This is a genomic window from Bacillus cereus group sp. MYBK108-1 (genome assembly GCF_051917185.1).
Taxonomy (GTDB): domain Bacteria; phylum Bacillota; class Bacilli; order Bacillales; family Bacillaceae_G; genus Bacillus_A; species Bacillus_A cereus.
In genome coordinates this window covers 23,785-43,510 of record NZ_JBQAHZ010000021.1, presented here as the reverse complement: position 1 = coordinate 43,510, position 19,726 = coordinate 23,785, and the positions used below count along the sequence as shown (strand labels likewise).

Genomic DNA, 19,726 nt, shown 5'->3' with positions numbered 1-19,726 from the left:
ATTATGATAGTGTATATTGTATAGAAGAAATGAAAATTTGTATCCATCCATATGGTTGGGGAGGTTACCAACCAAAAAGAATATAAGGTGATATAATGGAAAGATTCGTTTGGAAACCGAATATGTCTCTAGCGACTCCTCTGTATAAACAAATAGAAACGTATATAAAAGAAAGGATCGTTAATGGAGAATGGACCGTTGGAACGAAATTACCTTCACAAAGAGATTTGGCCCATACATTTGGTGTGAATCGAAGCACAATTGTAATGGCTTTCGATGAACTAGTTGCAAAGGGATACATTGAAGGGAATGGCAGGAAAGGAACAATTGTTGTAAATAATAATGAGAATGCTTCAACTTACGCACCCCCGCCTAATTGGCAGTCTTATGTAGAAACAGGACTTCATTATCCGAATCTCCCAGCTATTCAGGAGATTAATCAAGCTGAATTTTATCCACATGTAATTCGATTAGGAACAGGTGAGCTCGCGCCGAGTCTCTTACCTGAGAAAAAGATGAAAGAAATTATGAATAAGCTTTTAAAGTCAAATGTGAAGCTTGGGTATGAAGAGCCGAAAGGAAATTTTTATTTAAGGGAAAAGATTTCCGAATACTTAAAGAGGCATGGTATATGTGTATCTCCTGACTCTATATTAATTGTTTCAGGAGCAATCCAAGCGCTGCAACTTATCTCTATGGGGCTTCTTCCAAAAGGGGCATCCATCTTATTAGAGAAACCATCCTATTTATACTCGCTTAATGTTTTTCAATCCGCAGGAATGCGTTTCATTGGAATACCAATGGATGAGAACGGTTTAAATACATCATATATTACAAAATATAAGAAGCAATTTAATGCATCTATTTTATATACAATCCCGTCTTTTCATAATCCAACGAACTTTAGTATGAATGCGAAGAAACGAATAGAAGTGATGGAAATATGTAATGAAATTGGATTACCTATTATAGAGGACGCAGTGTATCAAGACTTATGGTTTGATGCACCTTGTTTGAAACCTTTAAAAGCCTATGATAAAAATGGAATCGTACTACATATTGGAAGCATGTCCAAAGTAATTAGTCCAGGGTTAAGAATTGGATGGATTGTTGGACCTGAGCCAGTAATTCAAAGATTGTCAGACATAAAAATGCAAACAGATTATGGTTCAAGCACTATATCCCAGCAAATTGCAGCAGAGTGGTTTACAAATGGTCTATATGATGAGCATTTGCGCTTTGTAAGAAGTGAATTGAAAAAACGAAGAGATTTTATGTTACTAATGTTAGATAAATATCTTCGTGAAATAGCAACTTGGCATGAACCAACAGGGGGATTTTATATATGGGTACATATAAAAGTACCCATTTCATATCGCAGTTTATTTGATAAAGCTCTGCAAGAAAAGGTTTTATTAAACCCAGGTACTTTATATGATAGAAGTGCAAATCAATTTTTGCGCCTATCGTATTCATACGCAACGTTAGAAGAAATTGAAATAGGTATAAAAAAACTTGCACAACTAATGAAAAAGTAAGAGGAGAAAGTAATGAAACAATATGTAATTTGCCAAATGATCAATGGAGAAAAATATTTAGCTGCTTATGCAGAGACGAAGCAAGAAGCGATTGAAAAAGCAGAACTGTTAGGATTAAGAACGGGAAATCGTTACATAGTTATTACTGCAGAGGAAGCCGAAGGGTTAACGTATCCTTAAACAATGTACGAGATTATATAATAATAAATAAGTCTAGTAATATAAGAAATTACTAGGCTTATTTATTATTAAGTTGTTAAACGTTCTCGTATTTATACGCAAAGTAATAATATTATGAGTCAAGTTGACGAAAAAATCGATTTGTCTTTCGGGCTTGATTTCCTTTTCTATATTCATCGATATATTGCCTAAAGTTCCAAGCTTGTAAAAATTTATTAGCAGAGTTATAACCAGAATTGTAAAGCCATTCTTTTTCTTCCTTTGTCAGTTCAAAATTAGTACTTGTAATCGTTCCTGTTGGAATTGTAATCGTTCTTGCTTTTGATTCCTTATCTAAATGACGTAAATCATGAGCTTGCATCATTGTTTTAAATAGTCCTTTGAACATGGAAATAGGCTCGTTATAGTGAGCAGGATCAGCTTGAATCTCATCTTTTACAAAATGAAATCCGAAAGTCGGCCAGCGAGGAGCGGTAGGTGAATCGAAGATCCAAATTGGATAATTACTTAGAATTCCTCCATCAACCATATAACAAGGCTGCTTCCATTTTGGAGTTCTCCATTTTACCGGTTCAAAGAAGAAGGGGATTGTACTACTCATTCTTACCGCTTTAGCGATAGAGAAGCGATAATTTAAAAATCCGTAGTTTGGTAAGTCGTCAGGAAAGACAACCATTTTACCATTACTAATATCAGAGGCGATGATTTTGAGTTTGTTTAGATCCGGTAAATCAGTAAATAAATGAACACCTTTTTTTCGAAGTAATTCTTCAATCCATTCTTCTATAAATACATTAGAGTATATACCTAGAGTAGTCCATGCACTGAGTCCCTTGCCGATAAAAGGAATTCTATCAATAAAAGTTCTTTTCGTAAATTTATTATAATCAATATCAGTTATAATCGTTTTTAACTCTGAACAAGAATATCCTGCCGCTAGGAGCGCTGCAATAATCGAACCAGCCGATGTACCAGCTACACGTTCCCATTCATAACCTTTTTCGGCTAACGCGCAAATTGCCCCGACATGCGCAATACCGCGCACACCGCCTCCTTCAAAAACACCATCAATCTTCATTAAACATACTTCCTTTCGAATGAAAGATTTAGAAATGGCAAAAAAGCACGTATTGTACGTGCTTTTTTACAATAGTTTTTTAGTTTACTAGCAGCCTACAAAGCCGCCCCAACAGCTAGCTCCGATGATGATTAGAAGGATAAATAAAACGATTAATAAAGCGAAACCTCCGTAACCACAACCGCCGCCACCGTATCCGTAACCACAGCAACTATATCCGTAACCCATGTGGAATTCCTCCTTATATTTAAAAATGAACGAGGGGAAAATGTACTGGAAGAACTAAAGAATTATCGTGTTTGTAGGAACAATGTATAGTATGCTTTTTTAAACTTGTTCGCGTACGAAGGATAAGCCTGTTTTTGGGAGGCTTGTTGATTTTGTAAAGAATGAAGTATAATCTTTGTACTATGATATAAATAAGTATGTAAATGTAAGGAGAATTTATGAATAAAAAAATTGAAGTATTAATTGATAAATATGAACTAACACACTTGAAAGAAGAACTTATTAATACTGTATTTCCTTGTATAAAAGTTGTGCCAAAGCAGCAGGGAACTGTTGCGATAGGTAGTTCGAAAATGGGAGGAGTTCCTGATCTACCAGCTTTATTTGAATATCCAAAGCATAAAGGAAATCCACTACAATTTATCGCGCAATTTAACTTAAGTGATTTACAAAACGTTGGTATGGATCACAATCTTCCTAAGACGGGGATGCTGTATTTCTTTTGCATTGAAAATTATTTTGAAGAAAATGTGAATCTAACAGAAGCTGGGCGTGTACTTTATTATGATGTTCCTGTAGAGCAATTACGAAGAGAAAATGAAATACAAGCGAAATATAACCAGTGTGCAATTACTTTTGAACTGACATACAAATTACCAGAACTTTTCATTGAAGATGAGGCTGATTCAGATCGTTTCTTGCAATTACTTGAAGAGCTAATTCCAGATAACTACGATAACCATCAAATGTTTGGTGAGCCATTCTCTGTACAAGAAGAAGTGTTATATGAGACAGGAGAATATATGGGAGTAGACCCGCAGCAAATGACTCTTTTATTCCAAATTGATTCAGATCATAAAAATTGTAATATGGTTTGGGGAGAATTAGGGATGCTATATTTCTGTATTAGTAATGAAGATTTGAAAAATCAACGTTTTGAAAATACATGCTGTGTATTACAAACATGCTAATGAAAAAAGGTTGTTCTTTTAAAAAGAACAACCTTTTTATGTGAATTAGTTAATATGCATAATCTCATATGACCTATACGAAAAAGTATTGTATACTCTGAAACTATACGATACCTTTTCGTATAGTTATAGAATATAAGGAGTGACAAGATGGGAAAGACAAGTAAGTATGTGACAGCTGCCGCACTTTGTTCAACTATAGTAATGGGAGGCTTACAAGCATCATCTGTATCTTATGCAGCTACAAATCCGACTACAGTGACAGCACAATCAGATGTAAAGTTATTAGATGATTTCAGAAAAGAATTAAAAAAACAGATTGATAATCGAGAAGAAAATATTACAATCACATATAAAACAAAAGATAGAAATGCTAGAAATATTATGGATCAATTGTATGGTGAGTTTAATAAAATTGTAGATGCTGATGAGTATGTAAAATATAATGTAGCGTCTACTAGATATTCTATTAAAGGAATGCCAGGGGACTATACGTTTACACTGCAAGTAAAATACCGTGAATCAAAAGAACAAACTCAATATGTAAAAGCTCAGGCGAAATCAATTGTTGGATCAATTGTAAAACCAGGGATGGATGAGCATGAGAAAGTAAAAGCTATTCACGATTACGTTGTTAAGCATGTGTCTTATGATACGTCTTATCAAGCGTATACAGCATATGAAGCATTAGCGAATCGTTCTGCCGTTTGCCAAGGATATACATTATTAACGTATGAGTTGTTAAAAGAGGCAGGTATTCAAACTCATATTGTAACAGGCACAGGAAATGGACAAGCTCACGCGTGGAATTTAGTGAACATTGAAAACAAATGGTATCACCTAGATACTACATTTGATGATCCAGTACCAGATAAAGCAGGGCGTGTAACTTACTCATATTTTAATATGTCTGACGAACAGTTAAGTAAAGATCACGACTGGGATCGTAGTAAATATCCAGCAGCAACTACAAGTTATTTTGGTGAATTAACAAATAAAATAAAAGCTGGTAGCTCAAAAACTGTCGTATATGAGCAGATGTTAAAAGAAACAAATTTACAATACTTATCTGCAGAATACGGAGCAGAAAATTATAATGAATTTAAGCAAAAGTTGCAGCAACAGTTTGCAGCCAAACCAGAAAAAGTAGAAGTACGATATAAGCAGTCCATGGATGGGACGATGCAAGATATAAAGAAAGTATTAAATGAAATAAATTGGCCAAAAGGTGCAAAGCGTGTGTCTTATCAAGTAGCGCCTTATAGTGCATTGGCTGGTTATTCATTGGCGACAATTACATTTACGTATTAAGCAATGAGAAAGAGCATCTGTAAAAGATGCTCTTTTTATATTTGTTGATCACTTTAAAATATTGGGAATTATGTGATAAAATAAAAAGGAGAGGATGTGAATGCTGAATGAACTTGTTCGAAAGTAATATATTTACATTGATATATATTTGTTTAGTAATCGGACTTATCGTTTTGTTTTTCATATCATTTACTTTGTTTATTAGAAGAGTATTACAAAGCAGTGCTGCAAAGAAACACCACGTGATTAATATGAACCAGAAGCTAGATCGAATCATTGAATTGCTTGAAAAAGATAAAAAATAGCGATAGAAGAAGTATGAAAAGGGGAAAGAGAATGGCGAATTATATAAAAGAATTACGTGAAAAAGTAGGACATGATTATGTTTTCTTAAACTTTGCCGGTGGTTGTGTATTTAATAAAGATGGAGAAGTATTACTGCAAAAAAGAGGAGACTTTAACGCTTGGGGATTTCCAGGTGGTGCAATGGAGATAGGAGAATCAGCTGCGGAAACTGCAATCCGGGAAATAAAAGAAGAAACCGGGTATGATGTAGAAATAAATGAGCTTATTGGAGTGTATACAAAATATTTTCAATCATATCCAAATGGAGACAAGGCCCAGTCAATTGTGATGTTCTTTTCATTCTCAATAGTTGGAGGTGACAAAAAAGTAGATGGTGATGAAACGTTGGATTTGAAGTTTTTCCCGTTAGACGACATGCCACCGTTATTTTGTAAACAACATGAAGATTGCTTGCAAGATTTATTGGAGAAAAGAGTAGGGGTATATCGTTAACATATAAAAAAGAAGCTAAATGAAGATTAGCTTCTTTTTTATGTTTTATTTATTTCCACCAATCATCAAACATTGACGCTGGTACTTGTCTTTTATGCTCACTCACTGTGTAACGTTTTTCAATTTTCTCTGCAACGTCAGCTGGAACTGCTTTACCTTCTAAATAATCATCTAATTGATCATAAGTAATACCTAACTCTGTTTCGTCAGCTTGACCTGGTTTTTCATCTAATAAATCAGCTGTTGGCATTTTTAAGTAAAGTCGCTCGTCTGCACCTAACTCTTGTAATAATGCACGTCCTTGGCGCTTCGTTAATCCCGTTAATGGTAATAAATCTGCACCACCATCTCCGAATTTTGTAAAGAACCCTGTTACAGCTTCTGCAGCGTGATCTGTTCCGATAACAAGTAACCCTTTTTGTCCACCAATTGCATATTGAGTAACCATACGGATACGTGCTTTCACGTTACCTTTATTGAAATCTGTTAATGACTCACCCAATAAGTTTTCATATTGATTTGAAAAAGCATCAACAGTTGAAGCAATATCAAATGCAACAGATTGATCTGCTTGAATGAATTGTAATGCTAATTGTGCATCATCTTCATCTTTTTGTACTTTATAAGGAAGACGCACGGCGATAAACGTTACTTTACCACCTTCGTTACGAATTTCTTCAACTGCAAGTTGTGCTAAGCGTCCTGCTAATGTAGAGTCTTGGCCGCCGCTAATACCAAGTACAAATCCTTTTGCGCCTGTTTTTTTTACATAATCCTTTAAGAAATCAACTCGTTTACGAATTTCAACTTTTGGATCAATTACAGGCTGAACATGTAATGCTTTCATAATCTGTTCTTGTAATGTCATTATGTTTTCCTCCTATTCATATTAAAGCGGTAAATAAGTTTATATGTATAATGGTACATACTTCTATCCTTTATTATTTCGCAAAACTAACGAATATACAATAGGATGTGTGTATGAATATGAATGTAGTCATTATAAATAAAGTACTACGTATAAGCAATTTTTTTAAACCTTTCAAAAATGTAAGGTTTTTGTCATTTGAATCGATGGAAGGTATTTCCGTACTTTACTAATATAAAAACATAGTTAGTAGAAAGAAGGGCGGAGAAGTAATATGAACATTAGAGAACTCGCATATCGGAATGTAACGCGAAATAGACGGACATACTCAGCCTATTTTTTGAGTAGTGCATTTGCTATTATGGCCTTTTTTGTGTATTCATTTTTTGCGTTTCATCCGGCATTAAGTGCAGGAGAATTGGGTCAGTACGTATTCGTAAGTATGTCTTTTGCACAGTCTATTATTTACTTATTTACATTCTTCTTTATTTTATATTCGATGGGAATGTTTTTAAAAACGAGAAAGCGTGAACTAGGAATTTTAATGATGCTAGGTATGACGAAATATCAATTAAAGCGTCTGATCTTTTTTGAAAATATTATGATTGGAATAGGGGCAATTATTTTTGGTATTCTTTCAGGTATGTTATTTTCAGGGGTATTACTATTTGTCGCTCCGATGATATTGAAACTAGATATCTCCTTATCCTATTACATACCGATGAAAGCAATTGTTGTAACGGGTATTATGTTTTTTATTTTATTTATGATCATATCATTGTTTAGTGCAGGAATGATTCGTAAAAATAAGATTATGAAGTTGTTTAGAGGATCAGCAGAGGCGAAACCGGAACCGAAAGCATCAATCATTTCTTCAATATTAGCAGTAGTATTGCTTAGTGCTGGCTATGTAGGAGCTCTTCTATCGCATGGCGCAATGGTATTTATTATGATGATTCCCGTTACAACGGTAGTTATTATTGGGACGTATTTGTTGTACAAGCAGCTGAGTGTCTTTATTATTCGATTATGTAAAAAAAGTAAACGTTTCTATTGGACACAGACTAATATTATTACGTTATCAGATTTAGCGTATCGCATGAGAGATAACGCAAGAATGTTCTTTATTGTAACCATTATTTCTACTGTAGCATTTTCCGCAATAGGGACATTAGTCGGCTTCGCATCCATGACGAAAGGGATAATGGAGAGACCAATTGCGTTTCATTACCATTCTAAGCAAGGGAATAGTAACGAATCACAACATATACAAATGATTGACAAAGGATTAAAGAAACATAATATAGCAGCTTCAAAAACTAATATTTCGACAAAGAAAACGGAGGAACAGTCGTTAAGAAGCGCCACTTTTATAAAAGAATCAGATTATAAGGAATATGCAAAGTTAACAGGAGAACCATTTAATACTGTAGCAAATAAAGAGGTTGTATTTTTGTCAGCTGATATACCAGGGCCAGCGATGAAAGAAAGAAAAGAAATTACTTTACCCAATATGAATGAAAGTTTAAAGGTGAAAAAAGTTACTTCATCTTCATTGGGGAAAATATTAAGAGGAAATGTTTATGTAATCTCTAATAATCAATATGATTCATTACAAGATGGATTTATAGAGACAAAAGATTATATGTATAAAACTGAAAGAACGAAAGATGAGATTGAAATTGGTAAAGAGCTTACTCATCAAATTAAACCGTATCAAGAACAGTCAACGTTTAGTGCGGAAGAGTACGAACAAAACCAAAGTTTACAAATTGCAGGACCGATTTTATTTGTAGGTTTCTTTATTGGTATAGTATTTTTCGTTTGCGCAGGAAGTTTCCTTTACTTCCGTTTATTCTCCGATTTGGAGGATGATGTTCGCTTGTTCGAAATGATTCGAAAAGTTGGATTGACGAGTAGGGAATTATCGAAGGTAGTTACAATTCGATTGGCGCTTTTATTCTTCGTTCCAATTGGTGTTGCAACATTACATGGGGCAGTAGCCTTAACGGCGTTAGGGCAAATGTTTGAGTACTCATTGTTTAAAGAAAATACAGTTGTATTAAGTATTTTCATAGGTATTCAAGTTGTATACTTCTTACTTATAAGATCCCGTTATGTAAAACAATTGAAAGAGAGATTACGTATGCATTAAATGTGTTTTTTTAACTCGAGTACAAAATTTTCTAAAAAGAGGCAAGTATTGCCAAAAAGTGATAAAATGGAAAAAGCGAGGTGAAAAAAATTAATAGAGAGAAAGGGGGGAGAAATATGAAAGCAACAGGAGTTATTCGAAAAGTAGACGAATTAGGACGAATTGTTATCCCTAAAGAATTACGCGATGTATTGGGAATACAAATCAAATCACCGCTTGAAATTTTTGTAGAAGCAGATAAAATCATTTTACAAAAATATCAACCTTACAATGCTTGCCAAATCACAGGTGATGTTTCAGAGCAGAACATATCATTAGCAAATGGAAATATTACTGTTGGGATAGAGGGAGCGGAATATTTAGTAAAAGAAATAGAAAAGTTTTTAAACAAGAGTGAGGTTTAGTCTTAATTTATATTATTTTTCAAATTACATATCATTCTTTTAAAAGACTGTAAGAGGACCATTAATTGGTCCTTTTATTTTGGTTATTAGTTGAATGACCCAGGCTGTTATTTCCTATAAATCATAGGGGAAATACAAAAGTAGTATAGAGTTAGTAAATGATGTTGAGAAATATTTGAAAAGAAGGAAAACAAAAAGAATAAAACGAATGTTACATTTACACGTATTCAAAAGTGGTCTGAAATGAAAATAATACATTTTCAGGAGGGATTACGATGAGTAGTACAGTGAATAAACAAAAAGGTATACAATTGATTCCATTTACCGTAAATAAGGTTGTAGAACAAGTAAATGAAATTCCACCAGGTGTACAACTGATTCACGCTCCGCAAGTATGGGGAAAGAGTGTGAAGGGGCAAGATGTAGTCGTTGCCGTATTAGATACAGGGTGTGATACTAATCATATAGATTTAAAAGATCGTATTATCGGCGGAAGAAATTTCACAAAAGATTATGAAGCTGATCCAAATGTGTATCTTGATAATAACGGACATGGTACTCATGTCGCGGGGACGATTGCAGCAACTGAAAATGGTGTCGGTGTATTAGGAGTTGCACCACTTGCTAAAATGTTAGTATTAAAAGTTTTAGCGGGAGATGGTTCTGGAAGTTACGAGCAAATTATTGAGGCAATTCATTATGCTGTAAATTGGAGAGGGCCGAATCAAGAGAAAGTGAGAATTATTTCAATGTCACTTGGTGGTCCGCAAGATGTTCCAGAATTACATGAAGCAATTCAAAATGCGGTAAAGCAGGATGTTCTCGTCGTATGTGCTGCTGGGAATAATGGAGATTGTAATGATAATACAGAGGAACTAGATTACCCAGGTGCTTACTCGGAAGTAATTGAAGTCGGCGCTGTCAATTTAGAACGGAAAATCACATGTTTTAGTAATTCAAATCAAGAAATTGATTTAGTAGCGCCAGGTGATGAAATATTATCTACGTATCCAGATGGGAAATATGCAGTGTTAAGTGGAACTTCCATGGCGACGCCGCATGTTGCTGGAGCGCTTGCCTTGCTCATTAAACAGTGTGAGAAAGAATACGGTCGAAAGTTATCAGAGCCGGAAATATATGCACAACTTATTAAAAGAACTGTACCTTTAGGGTATGAACGTACATCCGAAGGGAATGGATTATTAGATTTATTAAAAGAATAGCCATATTAAAAAAACATCTCATATGAATATGAGATGTTTTTTTAATATGGTTCTGTCGCATGTATTATCACATCTAATAAACCTGGGAATCTAGCATTTAAATCTTCTTCACGAATTGAAATGAAACGTTGTGTTCCTTCAAGGCGCGTGTACATAACACCTGACTCACGTAAAACTTTGAAATGGTGAGATAAAGTTGATTTCGCAATAGGGATGTTTAAAGCACCACAAGATTGTTCACTTTTCTCTAGTAACATATTTACAATTTGTAAACGAATTTGATCGCTAAGTGCATATAAGACAGAAGAAAATTGAATTTCTTCTCGATTTGGATGATAGAGTGTACGCATATTTCACCTACTTGTATAAGTTAAGATATTTGCACTATAACATATAAAGTGGTATATTTCTATTGTTCGAATATATTCGAACAATAGAAATATAGGGGGAGAAAAAATGAAGTATACAAAATTGCAAAAGGCAGGATTAAATATTTCAAAGTTGGGTTTAGGTACAAATGCAGTAGGGGGACATAATTTATATGCTGATGTGAATGAAGAAGAAGGAAAGCGATTAGTAGAAGAAGCTATTCAGCAAGGGATTACATTTTTTGATACAGCAGATTCATATGGTTTCGGTAGATCAGAGGAATTAGTAGGAGAAGTATTAAAGGGAAAACGTCATGAGTTTATACTTGCTACAAAAGGTGGAATTCAACCGTTGTTAAATGGAGAAACTTATATTAACAATGAACCAAGTTATTTAAGAAATGCTGTGGAAAATAGCTTAAGAAGATTACAGACTGATTATGTTGATTTATATTATTTACATTTTACAAACCCTGAAACAAGTTACATAGATTCAATTGGAGAGCTTACTCGTTTAAAAGAAGAAGGGAAAATTCGTTCAATTGGAATATCGAACGTAAACATAGAACAATTAAAAGAAGCGAACCAACATGGTCATATAGATGTTGTACAATCACCGTACAATATGTTAGAACGTACGGCTGAGGAAGAACTTTTGCCGTATTGTATAGAAGCGGGTATTTCATTTATTCCGTATGGACCTCTTGCTTTTGGAATGTTAGGTGGAAAATATACAGAAGATTTCAAATTGAATGAAGTCGATTGGCGCCAAAGTGTAAATCTATTTGAAGAAAATACATATAAGAGTAACTTTAAGAAAGTGGAAAAGTTAAAAGGGTTAGCGAAAGAAAATGGTATTGAAGTGTCTCATTTAGCATTAGCATGGTTATTAAATAAAGAAGGAATTGATACTGTTATACCTGGTGGAAAGCGGGCAGAGCAGGTAAGAGAAAGTGTGAAAGCGGTAGACGTTGCATTGAATGAAAGAGTCATGAAAGAAATCCAATCTATTTTAGAAGATTAGTGAAACAGAGGAATAGTACCCTCTGTTTATATAAGGAGAAGGTCTAAATGAACAGAGTACTAGCTGTGTTTTTTATGATAATGTTTATGATCGGTACAGATACTTTCTTAATTTCACCACTTTTGCCGACATTACAACAGGTGTATCATGTTTCAACTGAGTTGTCAGGATGGATGGTGAGTTCGTATGCTTTAGGGTATGCTGGATTTGCGCTTATTGCTGGTCCTATATCAGATGGATTAAACAGAAAAAAAGTGATGGTACTAGGTATGAGTTTTTTTGCAATAAGTACGTTTTTGTGTGGAATTGCACCGAGTTTTTTATGGATGCTAACATTTAGATTTTTAGCAGGTGTAAGTGCAGCTTTTGTATCTCCACAAGTGTGGGCATCTATTCCGCTCCTTATAGAGAAGAAGCAAATTGTGAAAGCAATTGGGGTTGCAACAGCAGGGTTATCAATCTCTCAAATTTTAGGGCTGCCACTGGGAGCTTATTTAGCAACGATACATTATACAATCCCATTCTATTTCATTGGTATATTATCAGCACTACTTGTCATTCTTATTTATGTTGTATTACCAGAAATACAGTCGGTTCATATAGGTGGAAATAAAAAAGCGATTTTACAGCGTTATAAACAATTACTTACAGATTCAAAGGTTTCACTTTCTTATTTTGCATACTTTGTTTTTCAAACCGGAAATTTTGCTGCATTTTCATTTTTTGGTGTATGGCTTTCCATTCAATTTGGCTTACAAGTTCATGAAGTAGGTACAGCTATGCTCGTATTAGGGTTAGGAAATTTAACTGGTAATATTTTTGGTCCTAGAATCGTAAATAAAATTGGTTATAACCTTTCTTTCTATGGTGGAATTATATTTACAGCAGTGCTATATGTATTACTTCCACATGTAAAGAACATTGTATTGGTGGAGTTATCGTTCTTTGCTTTGTTTTTTTGGACAGGAATTTTGTTTGTATTAATGATGAGGCACTTACAAAACATATCTAGTGCAGCAAGAGGAACAGGAGCCGCGCTTGCAAATGCTTCTATGTATATTGGTCAAATGATTGGTGCGGCAATAGCAGGAATGTTATTTGCAGTATCTCACAATTTTATACTTATAGGTAGTTTTACTGCTTTACTATATATAGGAGCTTTATTTTTGTTTAGAAAAAGTGAAAAACTTACTGAAAGTAGTGAAACAGGAATTGCATCATAAAGCTTGTATAAATATTTCGCAAATCAGAATTAATAAGAGTGTGAATACATGAATGTGCTTTTAATTAAAGTGGTTACTAAAAGTATAGAAATAGTAGAAGAAATGTATTGTAACAAAGTTATGAGGAATCAAAAAATAAAAATCCCTATAAAGATAGGGATTTATATATCGGCATATAGTTCCTTGGAAAAGGATATACTTAGTTTAGCATATCGGACTACTTATATTTGTGAAATAGATGTGAAAGTAATGTGAAAAATGCCGAAGGAAAAAACTATTTAAATAGAGGGCAATTTAGATGGGGATATGGATTTTACATAAATGTTGTGTTATATTTCTACTTATCTGTTAATAATTACATATTTTAATTTTATTGGGGATAAAAGGGAGAGGTTTAAATGCAATGGTATTTGAAAGCTCTAAAGAATTATGGGAATTTTAGTGGTAGAGCTACGCGAAAAGAGTACTGGATTTTTAGTTTATCCAATATCGTAATTTTTTGGCTACTGTTATTTTTATCATCATTTTCAGAGGTGTTAGTTGCTATTATTGCGTTGCTATTTATGTTAGTAATGATTATACCAAGTTTTTCGGTTGGTGCACGACGATTACATGATATTGGGAAAACGGGATGGTGGCAACTATTAAATTTTGTACCGTTTGGTAGCGTTGTTTTACTTGTATTTTTTATCATTGAAAGTGAAGAAAATGACAATCAATACGGACCAAATCCGCATTCAGATTTAAAAGAAGCGATTTAATAAACTTATTTAGTTTGTAGCATTACTAGTTCAATTATTTTATCTATTATTAAAATGGTTTGCGTGGGCTAATATTATTAGGTTGATCTTTAGGTCTAGATGACTTTTGAAACTGTAAAAATGGAAAGATAAAGGCAGAGAGAATATAGCATGGAAAGAAAAAAATTCTAAATAAAAAGCACTGTTTTAGCTAATGTAGCTAAAACAGTGCTTTTCTCTTTGATTGAACAGTTGCAGCATTTTCATCATGTATACCTGCATCTTTAATAATTCGTTGTTTTGCTTTATTTAATAGATGGTTTACTGCTTCACCAAAATAGTTAGCTTCGCTTTTTGTGCGGGCTTCTCGTAAACATTTATAGTTTTCTAGCAGTTCCTCTTTTTCGGAGTTTGTTAAGAAATCTTCTATTTTCTTTTTTGTCATACGAAACACCCTTTCTCCTGACAAACGACGCAATAGAAAATATTTATTTCTCATTATAACAATAATTTTAAAAGAAAGTATACACTAACGTCGCAATAATTTGTCAATTTCTTGAATCTTCTCATCAGCTTTCCCAATTTGCGTATTTTTAGCCTGTTCGCCACCAAGAGCTTGATGTAGTAAGAAAGTTTGACCGGAAATAGCAGTTACAATGGATACTTTTATAATTTCTTTTATTGCGGTGACATCGAATAAAACGAGCCCAAGAAGTGCGGCTAGGCTACCAGTAAAAATATCAGTTAAAAATCCAAAATGAAAAAATGTTTTCAAACGGCGTGGAAGCAATAACTTACCTTGGTTATTGATTAGATGGGAAACGAAGCCGGTAATGCCACCAACGAGAACAGCGGTTAGCCATTGATACATTTCCATCGAATCCACTCCTTTTAGTGAATAAGATTCGATTATTTTATATTGATTCCTTTTAATATTTCATATAAGCATATTGAGAAAGTTTGTTTGGGTATATTTTGTATTCAATTTAATTATAACAGAAAATTTCGAAAGGTTTCAGTCTATTATATGAATCATTTTTACAATAATATGAATGCAGAAAGGGGTGCGTGATATGAAGATAGATTATCGAATAAGAAGTGTAGATGGTTATACAAAAAATATAGGGGAATTAGTAAGCATGCTGGAGCATACGAGGGCTGTAACATTAGGCGAAGTAAAAAATTTATTAGTTGAGCAATTAGATTTAATTATGCAGAGCAGCGGAAATTCAATTGGCGCCTTATTAAAGCATATAGCAGCTATTGAAAAAGTTCATCAGCTTATTTCATTTCAAAATCGTGACTTTACAAAAGAAGAATTAGAAATATGGGAAGATGCACTGTATTTAGGGGAAGCGGGTAGAGCGATCCGTGGTCATGAAATACAGTATTATGTACAACTTCTACAAAGTGTTCGAGAAGAATCTCTGAAGTATTTAAGTGAACAAAGTGATGAGTGGCTCATGTCAGAAAGAAAGTGGCCTAACGGTGTAATATATAACCAGCACTATCTTTGGTATCATGTGCTAGAAGATGAAATTAGTCACCGAGGACAAATTAGAATGCTCAAAATCAAGTTATTTGAAAATTACGTTAAATAATGTAGCTTTTTATAGGAGAATTCCATATAATGAGAGTAATTAAAAGAAGAACGGGGTGATGTATTATGGCGAAAATAACTTATATGAATAATAAACCAGATACAAAGGTGGATGGAAAGGGCGATATTATATAAGGTAACTCGCAATCCTTCCACTTAGTACAAACTAGGGAGGATATTTATTTGAAACAAAATATTTTAGAATCTTTCGGCTGGGATTCATTTTTTGAAGAACAAGTTACAGAGAAAAATTATGAAGTAGGTCGTATTTTGCTTGAGCATAAGCATATATATCGCATTATTTGTAATGATGGTGAGTATATGGCAGAACTGTCTGGGAAGTTTCGGCATGAAGCAGTTACGAAAGGCGATTACCCAGCAGTTGGTGATTGGGTGTATATAAAGAAAATAGAAGATGAAAAGAAAGCGATTATTCATCGTATTTTCCAGCGAAGAAGCTCTTTCTCAAGACAAGAGGCTGGAACAAGAACAGAAGAACAGATTATAGCAGCAAATGTAGATTATTTATTTTTAGTGAATGCACTTAATCATGATTTTAATGTTAGAAGGATGGAACGTTATTTATTATTGGCGTATGAAAGTGGCGCTATGCCAGTTATTGTTTTAACAAAGAGTAGTATATGTAATGATGTAGAACAAAAAATTGTAGAAACGGAAGCTATAGCAATTGGTGTTCCTATTTTCGTTGTTGATAGTTTAGAGCATACAGGTATTGATTCGTTGAAACAATTCGTTTCTTCAGGGAAAACAATTGCTTTAGTTGGGTCATCAGGGGTAGGAAAGTCAACTTTGTTAAATGCGCTAATAGGAATTGAGGTAGCAAAAACGGGAGATATACGTGAGGAGGATAGTAGGGGAAGGCATACGACAACGCATCGAGAGTTATACCAATTGCCAAGTGGCGCTCTCGTAATTGATACTCCCGGTATGAGGGAATTGCAACTTTGGGAAGGAAGCGAAGCGATTCAAACAACATTCTCTGATATTGAAGAACTTGCGACAACATGCCGTTTCCGTGATTGTAAGCATGAGAATGAACCAGGGTGCGCGGTGTATAGTGCAATTGAAAACGGACTTATTACGATAGATCGTTTGAAAAGCTATAAAAAATTACAAAGAGAACTGGCGTATTTTATGAGAAAACAAGATGCAATCCTTGCCAGAGTAGAGCGTGATAAATGGAAGAAAATTTCTAAACAACATAAAAAAATGTAAAAACCCAAAGGACCATTCCTTTGGGTTTTTACATTTGTAAATTTTATAATAATATTATTCATATATATAGACAAACGGAATTTATTTGTTTAAACTTTACAAAGTATTCATCATAATAGGTTATGAAAATAATAATTAGGAAATGGGAAATACTCACAAATAACTCAATTTAATTTATAAAATTGAAACGTAGGAGGAGCGGAATGGGTAAACTATTAGATTGGTTTCGTAATATGAAAGTAGCAAAAAAACTATTAATTTCATTTTTGGTAATTTTAATTGCAGCTGTCTCTATTATTGGAGGCATGTCTTATCAAACAGCTAAAAAGAATTTTGAATCTCAAATTACGAGTAGTGCTAACGATAATATAAAAATATTAGATAATTTAATCAATCAAATGATTGATGCAAAATTTAATGATGTGAATAATTTTGCACGGGTGATTCAGGGGAATATGTATCAAGGAGATAATCAGGATGAATTAAGAAAAATGTTATCTCAATATATAAATTTAAATAAAGATGTTGAACAAGTGTATGTTGCCGGAAATGATAAAAAATTTGTACAAGAACCAAATATACAAATGGCAGCAGACTATGATCCAACAGAGCGTTCTTGGTATAAAGATGCGGTTGCAAAACAAGGTGGTATTGTTGTTACTGAGCCATATAAGGCAAAAGGAAATGGACATATTGTCGTAACAATCGCAAAACAAACAGAAGATAAAAATGGAGTTGTTGCGCTAGATTTAAGTTTAGATAATTTATTAAAAACATCAAAGTTAATTAATATTGGTAAAAAAGGATATGCCTTCATTTTAGATGGAAAGCAAAAAATAATTGCTCATCCACAAGAAAAATCAGGGGAAAAAGCGGCTGATTCTTGGGCAAAGAAAATTTATGAAGATAATCACGGTGCTTTTTCATATTCTTATGGCGGTAGTGAAAAGAATATGGTATTTGCTACAAATGTAAAAACAGGTTGGAAAATTGGTGGGACGATGTACTCAAGTGAAGTAATTGAAGCTGCTCAACCTGTATTTTATAATATGTTAATTGTTATGCTTATCTCGTTAGTAGTAGGCGGGGCACTTATTTATTTTGTGACACTTTCAATTACGAAGCCTTTAAAGAGATTAGTTATCACTTCTAAAGAAATAAGTGAAGGGGATTTAACGCAAACAATTGAAATTCATTCTAATGATGAAATCGGTCAACTTGCCAAAGGTTTTAACGAGATGACAAATTCGTTACGGACGTTAATTGGAAGGATTAACACTTCGGCGGGGCATGTTGCAGCGGCATCAGAAGAACTAACTGCAAGTGTAAGACAAGCGAGTGAAGCAACTGAGCAAATTACAACAGCAATGGATGAAATATCAAGTGGGGCAACAACGCAAACAACAAGTGTAGAAAATGGCGCTATGTTACTGTTTAATGTAACAGAAGGAATTCAACATGTAGCAAATAGTTCATCATCTATTAATATGGCTTCTGCTCATACTCGTGAAAAAGCAGAAGATGGTGGGAAACTAGTAGGAAGAACAGTAAACCAGATGCAGTCTATTGCAGAATCGGTTTCACAATCAGATGCTGTTATACAGTTATTAAATAATAAATCAAAACAAATTGGTGATATATTAGAAGTAATACAAAACATTGCAGATCAAACAAATCTTCTAGCTTTAAATGCGGCAATTGAAGCGGCAAGAGCTGGTGAACATGGGAGAGGTTTTGCAATTGTTGCAGATGAAGTACGTAAATTGGCAGAGCAGTCTAGCATATCTTCCAGTGAAATTAGTAAATTAATATGTGAAATACAAGACGATATGGGTAAGACAGTCAAATCAATGAATCATGTAAATGAAGAAGTTCAATCTGGACTTGTTATTGCAAATGAAACGAAGCAAAATTTTGCTGAAATCTTACAATCTACAAATGAAATAGCTAATCAAATTAAGACGATGGTTGAAACGGCTAATGGAATGTCAAAAGGGGCAAATGAAGTATCTATTTCAGTAGGACAAATTGCAATGACAGCACAAAATAATGCGACAAGCACACAAAATGTTGCGGCTTCAGCTGAAGAACAGCTAGCTTCGATGGAGGAAATTGGATCTGCAGCTGGTACGCTATCTCAAATGGCTGAAGAGTTGCAAGTATTAATTGAGAGATTTAAAGTTTAGTAGAGAACAGACTACCTCTAGTAGCATTATGACACTAGAGGGTAGTCTGTTTTATTATGTAAAATCAAATGGAGATGTAAACTTCCTTTATGACGTTTAAAATGGTATTTTGCATAATGTTTGTCGAAAAATAGAGGTATTTGTTAGCTTTGTGTATAATTATTAACGTATAGAATACAAATAAAAGGAGAGTATTATGGGAGTGTATTGGGGGACAAAAAGACATTCTTGGCTTAGTTACGTCTCATTTTGGCTAAGTATTTCATTTTTTATTGTTTTTCTAATTGAAGTGTTTATATTAAAAACACTTTCGAATAGCTCGGTGCAAATTGTTAAATATTTTTATTTTATATTTGTACCAGTAAATATTTTTCTTAGTTTAAAGTTACTATTTAAGAAGAATGAAAAGAAAGCGTTACCTATTTTTAGTTTCATTGTCTCATTATTATTTGCAATTTTAATAATCGTATTAGTTTTAGCAGCTATAGGGAAGGTCTTTTGAGGGGAGTGGTATAAGTCACTCTCCTTTTTTATTTGTGGTAGTCTTACTATATGTAAAAGTGTGAATGCTGTGAGCTAATAAAAGCAGAGAGTA

Annotated in this window: 23 protein-coding genes; 17 read left to right on the top strand and 6 right to left on the bottom strand. The window is 33.8% G+C overall.

All coding sequences use genetic code 11. The features are described from left to right. Positions 1-95: 95 nt before the first annotated feature. Positions 96-1,538 (top strand): aminotransferase-like domain-containing protein, encoded by a 1,443-nt coding sequence (locus tag ACTFSL_RS23180; RefSeq protein ID WP_000439413.1) that lies wholly within the window; start codon positions 96-98, stop codon positions 1,536-1,538. Between the two features lie 12 nt (positions 1,539-1,550). Next, positions 1,551-1,718, top strand: coding sequence for a DUF3933 family protein (locus ACTFSL_RS23175; protein ID WP_000816389.1), 168 nt, complete (start codon positions 1,551-1,553; stop codon positions 1,716-1,718). A gap of 112 nt (positions 1,719-1,830) precedes the next feature. Here ACTFSL_RS23175 and ACTFSL_RS23170 read toward each other — a convergent pair whose 3' ends face one another. Together ACTFSL_RS23170 and ACTFSL_RS23165 are read right to left on the bottom strand one after the other, a co-directional pair. Beyond that, positions 1,831-2,796, bottom strand: a complete 966-nt coding sequence (locus ACTFSL_RS23170; protein WP_000686806.1) for a patatin-like phospholipase family protein — start codon at positions 2,794-2,796, stop codon at positions 1,831-1,833. 87 nt (positions 2,797-2,883) lie between these two features. Then, on the bottom strand, positions 2,884-3,024 hold the full coding sequence (locus tag ACTFSL_RS23165; protein ID WP_000540419.1) for a YjcZ family sporulation protein: 141 nt from the start codon (positions 3,022-3,024) through the stop codon (positions 2,884-2,886). A 218-nt stretch (positions 3,025-3,242) separates the two neighbouring features. Between ACTFSL_RS23165 and ACTFSL_RS23160 the strand changes: the two genes are divergently transcribed. The 4 genes from ACTFSL_RS23160 to ACTFSL_RS23145 all read left to right on the top strand — a co-directional run bounded on the left by ACTFSL_RS23160 (position 3,243) and on the right by ACTFSL_RS23145 (position 6,104). Continuing rightward, positions 3,243-3,995: a YwqG family protein gene (locus ACTFSL_RS23160; protein WP_001034844.1), complete on the top strand. Its 753-nt coding sequence runs from the start codon at positions 3,243-3,245 to the stop codon at positions 3,993-3,995. A gap of 150 nt (positions 3,996-4,145) precedes the next feature. Then, positions 4,146-5,306: a transglutaminase domain-containing protein gene (locus ACTFSL_RS23155; protein ID WP_400155296.1), complete on the top strand. Its 1,161-nt coding sequence runs from the start codon at positions 4,146-4,148 to the stop codon at positions 5,304-5,306. Positions 5,307-5,413: 107 nt separating this feature from the next. Further along, complete coding sequence (locus ACTFSL_RS23150; protein WP_098381476.1) at positions 5,414-5,611, top strand: DUF4083 domain-containing protein; 198 nt, start codon at positions 5,414-5,416, stop codon at positions 5,609-5,611. Between the two features lie 31 nt (positions 5,612-5,642). Beyond that, the gene (locus ACTFSL_RS23145; protein WP_000024992.1) at positions 5,643-6,104 is read left to right on the top strand and encodes an NUDIX hydrolase; all 462 of its coding nucleotides are present in this window, start codon (positions 5,643-5,645) and stop codon (positions 6,102-6,104) included. A 49-nt stretch (positions 6,105-6,153) separates the two neighbouring features. Here the strand turns inward: ACTFSL_RS23145 and nadE are convergent, their stop codons facing one another. Further along, positions 6,154-6,972 (bottom strand): ammonia-dependent NAD(+) synthetase, encoded by an 819-nt coding sequence (gene nadE, locus ACTFSL_RS23140; RefSeq protein ID WP_000174896.1) that lies wholly within the window; start codon positions 6,970-6,972, stop codon positions 6,154-6,156. 274 nt (positions 6,973-7,246) lie between these two features. Here nadE and ACTFSL_RS23135 point away from each other — a divergent pair, with 274 nt between their 5' ends. The 3 genes from ACTFSL_RS23135 (at position 7,247) to ACTFSL_RS23125 (ending at position 10,754) form a co-directional block, all read left to right on the top strand. Then, entirely contained in the window at positions 7,247-9,127 is a 1,881-nt protein-coding gene (locus tag ACTFSL_RS23135) for an FtsX-like permease family protein (protein WP_063536141.1), read from the top strand. A gap of 116 nt (positions 9,128-9,243) precedes the next feature. After that, the gene (locus ACTFSL_RS23130; protein ID WP_000648324.1) at positions 9,244-9,531 is read left to right on the top strand and encodes an AbrB/MazE/SpoVT family DNA-binding domain-containing protein; all 288 of its coding nucleotides are present in this window, start codon (positions 9,244-9,246) and stop codon (positions 9,529-9,531) included. A gap of 275 nt (positions 9,532-9,806) precedes the next feature. Then, positions 9,807-10,754, top strand: a complete 948-nt coding sequence (locus tag ACTFSL_RS23125; RefSeq protein ID WP_000099761.1) for a serine protease — start codon at positions 9,807-9,809, stop codon at positions 10,752-10,754. 41 nt (positions 10,755-10,795) lie between these two features. Here the strand turns inward: ACTFSL_RS23125 and ACTFSL_RS23120 are convergent, their stop codons facing one another. Continuing rightward, positions 10,796-11,104, bottom strand: a complete 309-nt coding sequence (locus tag ACTFSL_RS23120) for an ArsR/SmtB family transcription factor (protein WP_119683204.1) — start codon at positions 11,102-11,104, stop codon at positions 10,796-10,798. A gap of 106 nt (positions 11,105-11,210) precedes the next feature. Between ACTFSL_RS23120 and ACTFSL_RS23115 the strand changes: the two genes are divergently transcribed. From ACTFSL_RS23115 to ACTFSL_RS23100, 4 genes are all read left to right on the top strand, one after another. Next, positions 11,211-12,146: an aldo/keto reductase gene (locus ACTFSL_RS23115; RefSeq protein ID WP_119683205.1), complete on the top strand. Its 936-nt coding sequence runs from the start codon at positions 11,211-11,213 to the stop codon at positions 12,144-12,146. Between the two features lie 47 nt (positions 12,147-12,193). Continuing rightward, entirely contained in the window at positions 12,194-13,369 is a 1,176-nt protein-coding gene (locus ACTFSL_RS23110) for an MFS transporter (protein ID WP_048655667.1), read from the top strand. Between the two features lie 48 nt (positions 13,370-13,417). Next, positions 13,418-13,624, top strand: a complete 207-nt coding sequence (locus tag ACTFSL_RS23105; protein WP_001101741.1) for a hypothetical protein — start codon at positions 13,418-13,420, stop codon at positions 13,622-13,624. Positions 13,625-13,767: 143 nt separating this feature from the next. Continuing rightward, complete coding sequence (locus ACTFSL_RS23100) at positions 13,768-14,130, top strand: DUF805 domain-containing protein (RefSeq protein WP_001198796.1); 363 nt, start codon at positions 13,768-13,770, stop codon at positions 14,128-14,130. 199 nt (positions 14,131-14,329) lie between these two features. Here the strand turns inward: ACTFSL_RS23100 and ACTFSL_RS23095 are convergent, their stop codons facing one another. Together ACTFSL_RS23095 and ACTFSL_RS23090 are read right to left on the bottom strand one after the other, a co-directional pair. Then, positions 14,330-14,554: a hypothetical protein gene (locus ACTFSL_RS23095; RefSeq protein ID WP_000162602.1), complete on the bottom strand. Its 225-nt coding sequence runs from the start codon at positions 14,552-14,554 to the stop codon at positions 14,330-14,332. An 84-nt stretch (positions 14,555-14,638) separates the two neighbouring features. After that, positions 14,639-14,986 (bottom strand): DUF4257 domain-containing protein, encoded by a 348-nt coding sequence (locus ACTFSL_RS23090; RefSeq protein ID WP_000426317.1) that lies wholly within the window; start codon positions 14,984-14,986, stop codon positions 14,639-14,641. Positions 14,987-15,182: 196 nt separating this feature from the next. Here ACTFSL_RS23090 and ACTFSL_RS23085 point away from each other — a divergent pair, with 196 nt between their 5' ends. From ACTFSL_RS23085 to ACTFSL_RS23070, 4 genes are all read left to right on the top strand, one after another. Further along, positions 15,183-15,710, top strand: coding sequence for a DinB family protein (locus tag ACTFSL_RS23085; RefSeq protein WP_440042462.1), 528 nt, complete (start codon positions 15,183-15,185; stop codon positions 15,708-15,710). Positions 15,711-15,892: 182 nt separating this feature from the next. After that, positions 15,893-16,945 carry a ribosome small subunit-dependent GTPase A gene (rsgA, locus tag ACTFSL_RS23080; RefSeq protein WP_400155099.1) on the top strand — a complete coding sequence of 351 codons (1,053 nt, stop codon included), beginning with the start codon at positions 15,893-15,895 and terminating at the stop codon, positions 16,943-16,945. A gap of 203 nt (positions 16,946-17,148) precedes the next feature. Then, on the top strand, positions 17,149-19,131 hold the full coding sequence (locus ACTFSL_RS23075; protein WP_440042460.1) for a HAMP domain-containing methyl-accepting chemotaxis protein: 1,983 nt from the start codon (positions 17,149-17,151) through the stop codon (positions 19,129-19,131). A gap of 196 nt (positions 19,132-19,327) precedes the next feature. After that, positions 19,328-19,633, top strand: a complete 306-nt coding sequence (locus ACTFSL_RS23070) for a hypothetical protein (protein ID WP_000539569.1) — start codon at positions 19,328-19,330, stop codon at positions 19,631-19,633. Positions 19,634-19,726 lie beyond the last annotated feature (93 nt).